Source organism: Massilia sp. LMS1-1-1.1, assembly GCF_040815535.1.
GTDB lineage: Bacteria > Pseudomonadota > Gammaproteobacteria > Burkholderiales > Burkholderiaceae_D > Janthinobacterium > Janthinobacterium aestuarii.
Genome location: NZ_JBFPNG010000012.1, coordinates 820,862 through 832,292 on the forward strand (window position 1 = coordinate 820,862; position 11,431 = coordinate 832,292).

An 11,431-nucleotide genomic window follows, 5' to 3' on the forward strand; every position below is an offset into this window, starting at 1 on the left:
AGATCGAGGTCCATAAAAAAGCTAGCTGTCATGGCTGCAACAGGGAGAGTATCATTTTCTGCATGCTCTGGCTTTGCTTGAGCATGGCCGTGCTCGCTTGCAGCAGCATTTGCGCCGACGTCATGTTCGCGCTTTCGGCCGCGTAGTCGACATCCATGATGCGGCCGATGGCGGCCTTGGTGTTGGTGACCATGTTCGACAGGTTGTTGTGCACGTGGTCCAGGCGGTTGCCGGCGGCGCCCAGGGCCGAGCGCACGCCGCCGACATCGTCGATGGCCGTTTCCAGCAGGGCGATGGTGGCATTCGCGCTGCCCGTCAATTCGGTCCCGGTGGCGGGTGTACCGAAGTTGGCGCTGGCCGCGCCGAGCGAGGCCAACACGCCGGCCATTTTGCCCGAGACGTCGAACCCCATCGTTTCGCTCTGGCTGGCGCCGATCTGGAAGGTCATGGACGACGCCAGCGTGCCGCCGGCCAGCAGTTTGTTGCCGCCATAAGTCGTGTTTTTCATGACGTTGGCCAGTTCCAGGCCCAGGGCGTCGTATTCGGCCTGCATGGCGACCTTGTCCTTGGCGCCCGACGATGCATCGGCGGCCTGGGTAGCCAGGTCCTTCATGCGGATCAGCATGGTGCTCACTTCGTCGAACGCGCCTTCCGCCGTCTGCAGCATCGAGGTGCTGTTTTGCGTGTTGCGCATGGCGACGGTCATGCCGCTCGCCTGTGCCCGCAGCCGCGTGGCGATTTGCAGGCCGGCGGCGTCATCCATGGCCGAATTGATGCGAAAGCCGGTGGAGAGGCGCGTCATCGACGTCGACAGCCGCGATTGCGCGCGTGCGGCGGCATTTTGTGCGGCTAGTGCGGCGGTATTTGTATGAAGGCTGAGCACTCGGCGATTCCTGAGGATGACGGCTGTTGGATGGGCTTGCCCTTCAAACAGGCGACCATGCGTACCATATCGTTAAAGATTGCCAGGAAATAGTTTCCCTGCGAGCAAAGGCGGGGAGAGTACGGACGAAAAAAAACCAGGCCAAGGCCTGGTTTTCAGCGACTGGCCGCGAACGGCCAGGCAGCGACATATTATTGCAGCAGGGACATGACCATCGAGGACATGCTGTTGCTTTGTTTCAACATTGCGGTGCCAGCTTGCAGCAGCATTTGCGACGACGTCATGTTCGAGCTTTCGGTAGCGAAGTCGACGTCCATGATGCGGCCGGTAGCGGCTTTGGTGTTGGTGGCGATGTTGGACAAGTTGGTGTTCACGTGGTCCAGACGGTTTGCAGCAGCACCCAGTGCCGAGCGAACGGTGCCGACGTCGCCGATTGCCGTTTCCAGCAGAGCGATGGTGGCGTTGGCGGAGCTGGTCAGCTCGGTGCCGGTTGCGGAAGCAGCGTAGTTGGCGGTAGCCGACGTCAGCGATGCTGCCAGGCTGGTCATTTTGGCCGAAACGTCAAATGCCATCGTTTCGGTTTGGCTTGCGCCGATCTGGAACGTCATCGACGATGCCAGCGTGCCGCCTACCAGCAGCTTGTTGCCGCCGAAGGTGGTGTTTTTCATCACGTTCGACAGTTCCAGGCCCAGTGCATCGTATTCCGACTGCATGGCGACCTTGTCTTTGGCGCCCGACGAAGCATCGGCTGCCTGGGTTGCCAGATCCTTCATGCGGATCAGCATGTTGGTGACTTCGTCAAACGCGCCTTCAGCCGTTTGCAGCATCGAGGTGCTGTTCTGGGTGTTCGACATTGCAACGGTCATGCCGCTGGTTTGTGCTTTCAGACGGGTTGCGATCTGCAGGCCTGCTGCGTCATCCATTGCCGAGTTGATGCGGAAGCCGGTGCTCAGGCGCGTCATCGAGGTCGACAGTTGGCTTTGGGTACGGGTGATCGAATTTTGTGCGGACAGTGCAGCGTTGTTAGTGTGAAGGCTCAGCATGGTGTAACTCCTGGTTTGGTGGGTTCAGTCCGGAGCAACGGTTCTTTGTGCTCTCCCAAGTACAAGACGACCATCCGCATAAGCTTATTAAATGCTTTGTGGAAATTTTTTGAAATTCTTTTTAAAAAAGTTTCACATCGGCCTGGAGGGCCGCCGCCAGCCCCTTAAGACTGGCTTGCCGCCGCGATGCACGCCCGGAAATGCGCGATCTTTGCCTCGTCGCTGGAAAGGATCTTGAAGCGCGCGCTATCGGCTGCCTGGACGGCGATGCGTTTACAGATGGCATGGTCTTCCTCGAATACCTGGCGGTTCATCTGCGCGCTCGAGTCGAAAAAGCCCTGCAGCGTAGCGCTGGCGGCGGGCTTGGCCGCGGCCATGAGCAGGCGGCTGGAGAAATGCGTGCGCTGCGCTTGGGTTGACGGAAAGAAATGCTGCAGCGAATAGGAATACGAAAACGTCGACGAGAGCATGGTAAACGGGAACAGGTACAGGCTCTGGTAGCCTTCGAACTGGTTGTCGAGCTGGAACAGGCGCTTGACGGAGCGCAGTTTCCTGGCCATGCCGGCGTTGCCCAGGCATGCTTCCCATATCGACGTCCAGTCCGTGAACCGGTTTTCGCCGTCGTCCAGTTGCAGTTGCGCCAGCGATTCCGGGTGCACGAATGGAACGTGCAGCGGCTCGAGTGCATTTTCCAGCGCGATGCGCCAGTCGCACTCATAGACATAGGCGTTGAAATCGCCCAGGCCCGCGACGTTGAAGGAAATGTTTTCCAGCGTGGCCTGGGTCTCGCCCAGCTGCGCATCGAGCGACATGCGCGGCTGTGGCGAGGCGAACAGGAAATCGGCGCACCAGTCCAGCTGCAGCACCTGCAGGCGGGCATTGTCCAGTTCGGCAGGGGCGTAGCGCTCGCGGCAGGGGATGTGCATGGCGCCGGCCCGGTAGGCCCAGCCATGGTAGGGGCAGGCCAGCGGCGCATTGCCGCGTTTTTCGGTGAAGAAGCGCGTGCCGCGGTGCGGACACAGATTGTCGAAGGCGATCAGCTCGCCCTGGTCGTTGTAGACGACCACTTCCTCGCCCAGCCAGTCGAGTTTCAGATAGTCGCCGCTGGCGGGCAGTTCGCTGCGGTGGCACAGCAGGTGCCAGAACTGGTCGCGCAGCTGCCGCGTTTCGGAGATGGTGGTCATAATGTTTTTGCAGGTGGAGCGTACACGGTGGCGCCAGCGGCCACACGGCGCATGACGACGGCGCCGGCGCCCACGGTGGCGCCGGCGCCGACGCTCACGCGTGGCAGGATGGATGCGCCCGAGCCGACCATGACGGCCTGGCCCAGACGCACGCCGCCCGTGATGTCGACGTGCGAGCTGAGCGTGCAGCCCGCTTCCAGCACTGCATCATGGCCGACGCTGGCGTAGCTGTTGATGGTGACATAGTCGCCCAGTTCGCTGCCTGCCGAGACGAGGGCGAACGGGCAGACGACGGCGCCCTGGCCAATACGGGCCGTGCGCGCGACCACGGCGCTGGGGTGGATCAGCGTATGGAAGCGGGCGCCGCGCGCGGCCAGCGTCTGTGCCACTTCCAGCCGGGCTTTTGGTGCGCCGATGGCCAGCAGCAGCGCCTCGCCGGCCGCGGGCTGGTAAGCGCTGATGCTGCCCAGCACGGGGTACGGGTAGTCGGCGTCGAGCATGGGCGCGGGCGGCAGCGTGTCGTCGAGCAAGCCACCGATGCGGGCCGTGGCCGGGTCGAGGCTGTCTTCCAGCCAGCACAGCAATTCTCGGGCGAAGCGTCCAGCGCCGACGATGAGGATAGTTTGCATGAACACTCCTAACGGGCCAGGTAGCCGCCGTCGACGGCCCAGGTGGCGCCGCTGACCCAGCGCGCCGCCGGCGACAGCAAAAAGGCCGCCGTCTGCGCGATATCGCTGGCGCTGCCGAAACCGAGCGGATGGCGCTCGGCGTAGGCTTGCATGGCCTCGTCAGGCAAACCGCGGCTCAAGCGCGCGTGCATTTCCGTTTCGACGGCGCCGGCGGCAATGCTGTTGACGCGCATGCCGCGCGGCGCCAGTTCCACGGCCAGGGCGCGCACCAGGCCATCGATGGCGGCCTTGGCCGCCGAATATACGCTCATGCCGGACTGGCCGCTCTGGCCCGCGACGGACGACATGAAGAGCAGGGCCGCGCCATCGCTGAGTACGCCACGCAGGGCTGCGCCGCGCGCCAGCGCCAGCGCCGTCTTGACGCTGGAGGCAAAGACGTCGTCAAACTGCTGGGCCTTGGACAATTTGACCGGGCGCAATAATTCGATGCCGGCCGCATGGAAGATGCCGCTCAGGGGCGCTTCCTGTGTGGCTTGCTTGAGGAAGTCGACGATGTGGTCGCCGCCGTCGAGTTCGAGCACTTCTGCGCGGTGGCCGCCGCCGTCGAGGGCCTGCAGGGTTTGCTCCAGGCGAGCCGGGTCGCGTCCGCTGATCAGCAGTTGCGCGCCGCAGCGCGCCAGCAGCAGGGCCGTGTCGCGGCCGATGCCGGACGAGGCGCCGGTGACGAGGATGCGCTGGCCGGCCAGCATGTCGGGTTGAAAGATCATGGTTCAGACTTCGATAAGGCGGTTGACGGTCAGCGATTGCAGGCCCAGCACGGCCGCCGACCAGGAGTAGCCGACGCCAAAGCCGAACATGGCGATGGTCTGGCCCCGTGCCGCCGCGCCCAGACTGTCGGCGATCAGCAGGGGGATGGAGGCACTGGACGTGTTGCCGTAGCGGTCCATATTGATCGGTGCGCGCTCGGCTGGCAATTTGGCTTTTTTGATAATGTGCTTGAGCATGAAGGTATTTGCCTGGTGAAACAGGAAGGCATCGATTTCGTCGCTCGTGCGGTTTGCCAGGCGCAACAGGTCCGCCACCAGCGGCGGAATGCTCTTCAATGTGAAATTGAAGATTTCGCCGCCGTCCATGTACAGCTTGGCGGGATCGCGCTGCGCCAGGCGCGCATCGTCGCCGGCGTAGGGCCGGCAGGCGCTGGCGGCCATCATCAGGTGGCGTTCGCCGCCGCCGTCGCTGCCGACGATGAAATGGGCGGGCGCCGCCGCCGCATCGAATTCCAGCGCGGTGGCCGTGCCGGCGTCGCCAAACAGCAGTGCGGTGGCGCGGTCGGTCTCATCGACGGTCTTGCTGATGGTGTCGCCCACCAGCAGCAGGATGCGGCACATGGATTGGCCGTCGAGCATCTTCGCCGCCAGCCACAGACCATACGCGTAGGCCGAGCAGCCGAGGTTGATGTCAAAGGCGGCACAGGCCTTGTGCAGGCCCAGCCGTCCATGCAGGGCGCAGGCCGTGGCCGGCAGCACGTAATCGGGGGTTTGCGAGATGAAGATCAGGGCGTCGATGCTGTCGCGCTCCCAGCCCAGGTCGTCTAGCAGGGTGTGGGCCGCCGCCTGGCACAGGTCGGCCGTCGTCTGGCCATCGGCGGCGCGGCGGCGCGACTGCACGCCGATCATCTTGCTCACGTCGGCCACTGCCTCGGCGCCGAAGCGCTCGGCCAGGTCGGCATTGGAGACTTGTGTGCGCGGCAGCGCGCACACCACGCCGCGCATGGACAAATGGGCGGTGCTGAAGGGCAGTCCCGATTCCAGGCGCTGGCTGGACATGGTCAGACCTTGACGGCGATCAATGCGAGCACGTCGGCCAGGGTCTCGCAATTGGCCAGGGCCTGGCCTTCGAGCATCTGGTCGAACAGCTCATCGGCCAGGGCGATGGTGGAAATGATGGCCAGCGAATCCCAGGCGTAATCACCCAGTTTCAAAGCTGGCACGACTTTGTCGGCATCGATTTCCAGGATGTCGGCCATGCCGTTGAAAAATTCTTGCATTGTGTTTCCTTTCAGAGAAGTTCAGTACGCAGACGCGCGGGCGCCTACAGCCGCGCCAGCGTGCCGGCCCACGAATAGCCGACGCCAAAGCCCAGCAGCAGGGCCGTGTCGCCCGGCAGGATGCGCCCCGAGGCGCGCGCGCGGGCAATGGCGATGGGAATGGTCGAGGAGACGGTATTGCCGACAGTATCGATTTCAATCACAAATTTGTCTTCCGGAATGCGTATTTTGCGGCGCAAGGCGTCAAGCATGAATTTGTTTGCCTGATGGAAGATGACGTGGTCGATGTCATCGAGGGTCTTGCCGGCCTTGTCCAGCAGTTCCTGCATTGTACGCGGCACGGCGCCCAAGGTGAACTGGACGATCTGCGCCCCATCCATGAACAGGTCGTCCTGGCTGCGCCAGTTGCCGGATGCGTCCTCGACGGGTATGGCTGTGGCCGCGCTGCGGGCCGTGCGCATGCCGCCGGTCGGCACGATCAGGTTGTTCGCGCCGCTGCCATCCGTGCCCAGGACGAAAGGCCCCAGCGCCAGTTCTGGCGCGCCGCCGGCGATCACGCTGGCGGCGGCGGCGTCGCCGAACAGCGTGCGTACGCTGCGGTCACGCGCGTTGATGTACTTGGAATAGGTATCGGCCGTCAGCAGCAGTACTTTCTTGCAGATGCCGCTCTCGATCAGGCCCTTGGCCATGGCCAGCGCGTAGACGTAGCCGGAACAGCCGAGGTTGATATCGAGCGCGCCGCAGGAGGTCGGCAAGCCGAGCCGTTGCTGCAGCACGCAGGCGCTGCTGGGCAGCAGGTAGTCGGGCGCCTGCGTGCACAGGATCAGGAAATCGATGTCGCCGCGCGCGATGTCATGCGTGGCGAACAGTTTTTCCGCGGCATGGAACGCCAGGTCGCTGGCCGTTTCATGTTCCGCAGCGATATGGCGCTGCGCAATGCCCGTCTTGTCGAGGATTTTTTGCGCCGGCCAGTCGATGAACTCCTGCTCCAGCGCGGCATTCGTCAGGATCGCCTGCGGCAGGTGGTAGGCGATCGCGGTAAGGTGGGCGTAGTGGGACATGCGGTGGCCGTTTGGTCTGGGTCAATAGGGGCGGGTGTAGCGCTCAGGCCGGCCCGGCGATCAGGGCGGTGATCGCGTCCACGCTCGACAGCTCGAGGGCCGGGTAAATCGGCAGGCAGATCACCTGGGATGCGGCCAGGCGCGCCACCGGCAGATTGGCATGCACGGCGGACGGCATGCCGCGGTACATGGGGAAATCGCTGATGAGCGGGTAGAAATAGCGTCGCGCGTAGATATCGTGATCGCGCAGCCGCTGGAACAGGGCATCGCGTGCCAGCGGATACTCGGGTCCGACGAGAATGGGAAAGTAGGCGTGATTGGCCGCTTCGGCGTCGGCCGCTTCCAGGCAGGTGATGCCCGCGATGCCCGCCAGACGCTGGCGGTAGTGGGCGTCGATGCTGCGCCGCTGCTGCCGCGCCTGGTCGATACCCTTCAGCTGCAGAAGGCCGAAGGCGGCATTGATTTCGCTCATCTTGCCATTGATGCCTGCGGCGACGACCGTGACTTCGTCGACAAAACCGAAATTTTTCAGGTGGTCGATGCGCTGCTTGGTCTTGGCGTCCGGGCAGACGATGGCGCCGCCTTCGAAGGTATTGAAGATCTTCGTCGCATGAAAGCTGATCACGGACAGGTCGCCGTAATTGAGGACGCTGGTGCCCCGGTGGCGCACGCCGAACGCATGCGCGGCGTCATAGATGACCTTCAGATCGTAATTGTCGGCAATCTTCTGGATAGCGTCGACATCGCAGGGATGGCCATAGCAGTGCACGGGCATGATGGCCGTGGTCTGCGCCGTGATGGCCGCCTCGATGCGCGCCGGATCGAGGTTCAGCGTGCGCGCATCGATGTCGGCGAAAACGGGCTTGATGTCATTCCACAGCAGCGAATGGGCCGTGGCAACGAAGGAATACGGCGTCGTAATGACTTCGCCCTTGACGCGCAAGGCTTGCAAGGCCGTCATCAACGCCAGCGTTCCATTGGTAAACAGGCAGATATGCCGCACGCCCAGGTAGTCGCACAGCGCTTTTTCCAGCTGCTGGTGGAAGGGGCCGCCATTGGTGAGGATCTTGTTTTCCCAGATGCTTTCCAGGTACGGCAGGAAATCCTGCAAGTCCGGCAGCAGCGGCTGCGTGACGTAGATGGGTTTGGAATCGCTCATGCCGCTATCTCCCCGGGCAACTGGCTGTCGAGCGGCGCATCGAAGCTGACTGGCGGCAAGTCTTCGCACCAGCGCTGCCAGGCCAGGCGCAGGCTGTTGGCCAGGCCTTCCGCAATCAACTTCGGCTGGCCCAGCGCCGTTTGCGCCAGGCGGTGCCGGGTGCTGAAGCGGTAGGCGCCCAGCAGCATGGGGTTGGCCGCCATGTACAGGGCCTTGCTGACAAATTCCTCGTCGTTGCGGGCGATGAATTCTTCCAGTTGCACTTGACGCAGAATCGAGGTGCCGGCGCGGCTCGGTGCTGTCGGTCCTGCAACGGTGAGGGTGGGCACGCCCATCCACAAGCCGTGGAAGGTGGTGGTGCCGCCACCGTAAGGCGCCGTATCGAAGCACATGTCGACGCGGTGATGCATGGCCAGGAAATTGGCCATGTTGGCGCGCGGTTCGAAGATCAGGCGGTCGGCGCTGATGCCTTCCTCGGCGAACCAGGCCGTCAGCCCTGGGTGCGGACCGGGCGCCGGCATGGCGGCCAGCAGCATCCTGGCGTCCGGGATGGCGCGCAAGACCTTGGCCCAGCGCGCGATGGTCTGGCGGTTGAGCTTGTTAGGGCGGTTGAAGCTGCCGAAAGTCAGGTATTTGTTCTTCAGCACGGGCGCCGGCAGGATGCCGTCCGCATTTTCGGATGGCAGGAATGGGGCGATGGTCGGCAGGAAGATCAGTTTTTCCGTGAAATGGCTGGCGAACGTCTCGGGCGGCGAGAAATGACGATCGCTAAGGTAGTAATCCATGGCCTGCAAGCCCGTGGTCAGCGGATAGCCGATCCAGCTCATCTGTATGGGCGCCGGCTTGCGGGCAAAGGCCATCAGGCAATTCCTGGCCGTATGTCCGGACAGGTCGATCAGGATGTCGATGCCGTCGGCGCGGATGCGCTCGGCCAGTTTTTCCTGGCTCAGGTGGGTTACTGGCAGCCAGTTGGGCACTAGTTGCGCGAGGCGCATGGTGACATTGTCGACACGGCTATTGTTGTAGTACGCATACAGCGAAAACTGCGGCATCGCCACCAGTTCCTCAAGCAGGGGCGTAATGAAATGCGCCACCGCATGGTTACAGAAGTCGCCCGAGACCAGGCCGATCTTCAGCTGGCGCTGCGGGTCGCGGTCGTTCGCGTGCGGCTGCCACGCGGCGCGCAGTGGCGTTTCGTAGCGCTCGCCGAAGCCGAAATGATCGGCCACCATGGCGGCAGGGTCGTCGGCATGCATGTGCGACAGGCCGAACAGCATGTTGCTGTAGACCTCATCGTATTGCGGATACCTGGCCAGAGCCGTGCGGCACGCCTGGACGGCGTCGTCGGTGCGCCCCATCTCGCTGTAGGTCGCGCAGATGTTCAAATGGGAGCCGATGAAGTCGTCCTGGATTTCCAGCGAGCGCGCATAGCTGGCCAGCGCTTCCTCGTAACGCTTCAGTGAGCGCAGGCAATTACCCATCGTAAAGTGAACGCGGCTGGAGTCGGGCGCGATGTCGCGTGCGCGCTGCAGATACGCGAGCGCCTGTTCCGACTGGCCGCTATCCTCGAACGCCACGCTCAGGTTGCAATGGATCAGCGATGAGCGCGGGTCCAGTTCCAGCGCGTGCTGGTAGATGCGGATCGCCTCGGGATAATCGCCGGCGTCCTGCACGGCGATGGCCAGGTCGTTATGCAGGCTGGCGACATCGGGCGCCAGGGTGAGCGCTTGCCGGTAAGCTACTTGCGCTTCCTCAAAGCGGCGCATTTGCTTGAGGCAATGTCCTAGGCAGGTGTAGGCCTGCAGCTTGTCTGGCGCCAGCTGCACCGCGCGCTGGTGCAGGGCCAGCGCTTCGTCGAGTTCGCCGACCGATTGCAGGCCCAGACCCAGCTGGGTGTGTGCGTCGGCGCTGTCCGGCTGGAGCTTCAGGGCCAGGCGATAGCTGGCGATCGCCGCATCGAATTCGCCCAGGCTCACCAGTACGCCGCCCAGGTTGGACTGGGCCTGAGAATAGTCGGGCTGCACGGCCAGCGCCTGGTGATAGGCGTCGGCGGCGGCGTCGAGCCGCTGCTGCGACTGCAGACTGTTGCCCAGGCCATTCCACAGGTCGGCCTGGCGCGGCGCCAGCGACAAGGCCGTGCGGTAACTCTCTTCCGCCTGCGCGTACTGCTCCAGATTCTGCAGCGCGGCGCCGAGGTTGCTGTGCGCCATCACCAGGCGGGGCTCAAGCGCCAGCGCGCGGCGATAGCTGTCGGCCGCTTCCTCATTGCGTTCCAGCCCTTGCAGGGCATTGCCCAGATTGCAGAACACTTCAGCGTCGCCGGGCATGCTTGCCAGGGCGGCCTGGTAGGCGCCGACGGCGCCGTCGAGGTCGCCACGCGCCTTGCGCGTATTGCCCAGGTTAAAGTGCGCCATGCCATAGTCGGGCCGCAGGGCAATGGCCTGCAGGTAGGCGTCTTCCGCTTCCGCCAGGGAGCCGAGCGCCAGCAGGGCACCGCCCATGTTGCTGTGCGCTTCGGCGAAAGCAGGATTGAACTGCAGCGCCTGCTGATAGGACTGGACCGCTTGCGCATATTCCCCGCGTGCCTGCCACGCATTGGCCAGGTTGCAATGGGCTTCGGCGTCATACGGGGTCAGCTGGACAGTGGTTTGCAGCACGTCGAGGGCGTCCTTGCCCTGCGCCTGCAGGACGGTGCCGAGTACGCTCCAGGCAAAATCGGAGGTGGGGTAGCGCGCAATCAGCGCCCGGGTGGCCGTTTCCATTTCCGCATACCGTGCCGCCTGGTACAGCTCCACCACGTGCTGGCATTCGTCGGCCGTCGGCGCGGCAGCAATCGCTGCGGCGATACGCGCGCGTAACGTTTGCGCCTGCTCGGTATTGAGGCCGCGGCCGATGGCCGTATCGATGATGTCGAGCGCCTCGTCCCGCTCACCGGCCTTGAGCAAGCCGTCGGCTAGCGATAGCCAGAACTGGCCTTCGTCGGGATTGACCGACAGCGCCTTGTGCAGATACGGCAGTCCTGCCCGGAACTGGCCGACCTGGCCGGCCAGCAAACCCATATTGTGGTTGGCGATGGCATGGTAAGGCTGGGCTTGCAGGATGGCGACATACAGGTCTTCCGCCTCTTCCAGGTGGCCAGCCTGATGCGCTTTCAGCGCCAGCGCCAGTTGGGTGTCGAGTTGCGTTTCCACGGTGGCGTCAGCGTTCATAAGAGGGAAGAAAAGTGTACCAGCGGCAATTGTAACTGCTAGGAGTGGCGAATAGAAAATTTCCCGGTGGAATTTTGCCCCAGAGCATCATTGAGCAAATTTTCGTGTTCCTGGCAGGCCACAGCGGGAAGAAAGGTTGCAATAAAAATAAAAGTCTCTGTCCAGGACGTCAACACCTATTCCCACATCTGATGGTGGCATCGCCAATAAAAAAAA

10 protein-coding genes are annotated in these 11,431 nt (G+C 63.3%); all 10 read right to left on the reverse strand.

The window, feature by feature from the left end:
• Window positions 1-28: 28 nt before the first annotated feature.
• On the reverse strand, window positions 29-883 hold the full coding sequence (locus MRBLMS1_RS13730; RefSeq protein ID WP_485879737.1) for a flagellin N-terminal helical domain-containing protein: 855 nt from the start codon (window positions 881-883) through the stop codon (window positions 29-31).
• 191 nt (window positions 884-1,074) lie between these two features.
• Window positions 1,075-1,926 (reverse strand): flagellin N-terminal helical domain-containing protein, encoded by an 852-nt coding sequence (locus MRBLMS1_RS13735; RefSeq protein WP_139092766.1) that lies wholly within the window; start codon window positions 1,924-1,926, stop codon window positions 1,075-1,077.
• A 164-nt stretch (window positions 1,927-2,090) separates the two neighbouring features.
• Window positions 2,091-3,110 (reverse strand): aromatic ring-hydroxylating oxygenase subunit alpha, encoded by a 1,020-nt coding sequence (locus MRBLMS1_RS13740; RefSeq protein ID WP_139092767.1) that lies wholly within the window; start codon window positions 3,108-3,110, stop codon window positions 2,091-2,093.
• On the reverse strand, window positions 3,107-3,739 hold the full coding sequence (locus MRBLMS1_RS13745; RefSeq protein WP_485879738.1) for a NeuD/PglB/VioB family sugar acetyltransferase: 633 nt from the start codon (window positions 3,737-3,739) through the stop codon (window positions 3,107-3,109). The genes MRBLMS1_RS13740 and MRBLMS1_RS13745 overlap by 4 nt, the downstream gene beginning before the upstream one ends.
• 8 nt (window positions 3,740-3,747) lie before the next feature.
• Window positions 3,748-4,503, reverse strand: coding sequence for an SDR family NAD(P)-dependent oxidoreductase (locus MRBLMS1_RS13750; RefSeq protein WP_411268350.1), 756 nt, complete (start codon window positions 4,501-4,503; stop codon window positions 3,748-3,750).
• Window positions 4,504-4,509: 6 nt separating this feature from the next.
• On the reverse strand, window positions 4,510-5,565 hold the full coding sequence (locus MRBLMS1_RS13755) for a ketoacyl-ACP synthase III (protein ID WP_485879739.1): 1,056 nt from the start codon (window positions 5,563-5,565) through the stop codon (window positions 4,510-4,512).
• A 2-nt stretch (window positions 5,566-5,567) separates the two neighbouring features.
• Window positions 5,568-5,786: an acyl carrier protein gene (locus tag MRBLMS1_RS13760; protein WP_121669196.1), complete on the reverse strand. Its 219-nt coding sequence runs from the start codon at window positions 5,784-5,786 to the stop codon at window positions 5,568-5,570.
• Window positions 5,787-5,830: 44 nt separating this feature from the next.
• Window positions 5,831-6,847, reverse strand: a complete 1,017-nt coding sequence (locus tag MRBLMS1_RS13765) for a ketoacyl-ACP synthase III (RefSeq protein ID WP_139092771.1) — start codon at window positions 6,845-6,847, stop codon at window positions 5,831-5,833.
• A 43-nt stretch (window positions 6,848-6,890) separates the two neighbouring features.
• Window positions 6,891-8,006: a DegT/DnrJ/EryC1/StrS family aminotransferase gene (locus MRBLMS1_RS13770; RefSeq protein ID WP_139092772.1), complete on the reverse strand. Its 1,116-nt coding sequence runs from the start codon at window positions 8,004-8,006 to the stop codon at window positions 6,891-6,893.
• A complete protein-coding gene (locus tag MRBLMS1_RS13775) occupies window positions 8,003-11,215 on the reverse strand; it encodes a tetratricopeptide repeat protein (RefSeq protein WP_485879741.1) in 3,213 nt (1,070 codons plus the stop codon). The genes MRBLMS1_RS13770 and MRBLMS1_RS13775 overlap by 4 nt, the downstream gene beginning before the upstream one ends.
• Between the last annotated feature and the right edge of the window lie 216 nt (window positions 11,216-11,431).

Bases quoted from the DNA above. Each gene is read 5' to 3' on its own strand.
- MRBLMS1_RS13735 (WP_139092766.1), bottom strand. From the start codon at position 1,926: ATGCTGAGCCTTCACACTAACAACGCTGCACTGTCCGCACAAAATTCG.
- MRBLMS1_RS13740 (WP_139092767.1), bottom strand. From the start codon at position 3,110: ATGACCACCATCTCCGAAACGCGGCAGCTGCGCGACCAGTTCTGGCAC.
- MRBLMS1_RS13745 (WP_485879738.1), bottom strand. From the start codon at position 3,739: ATGCAAACTATCCTCATCGTCGGCGCTGGACGCTTCGCCCGAGAATTG.
- MRBLMS1_RS13755 (WP_485879739.1), bottom strand. From the start codon at position 5,565: ATGTCCAGCCAGCGCCTGGAATCGGGACTGCCCTTCAGCACCGCCCAT.
- MRBLMS1_RS13760 (WP_121669196.1), bottom strand. From the start codon at position 5,786: ATGCAAGAATTTTTCAACGGCATGGCCGACATCCTGGAAATCGATGCC.
- MRBLMS1_RS13765 (WP_139092771.1), bottom strand. From the start codon at position 6,847: ATGTCCCACTACGCCCACCTTACCGCGATCGCCTACCACCTGCCGCAG.
- MRBLMS1_RS13770 (WP_139092772.1), bottom strand. From the start codon at position 8,006: ATGAGCGATTCCAAACCCATCTACGTCACGCAGCCGCTGCTGCCGGAC.
- MRBLMS1_RS13775 (WP_485879741.1), bottom strand. From the start codon at position 11,215: ATGAACGCTGACGCCACCGTGGAAACGCAACTCGACACCCAACTGGCG.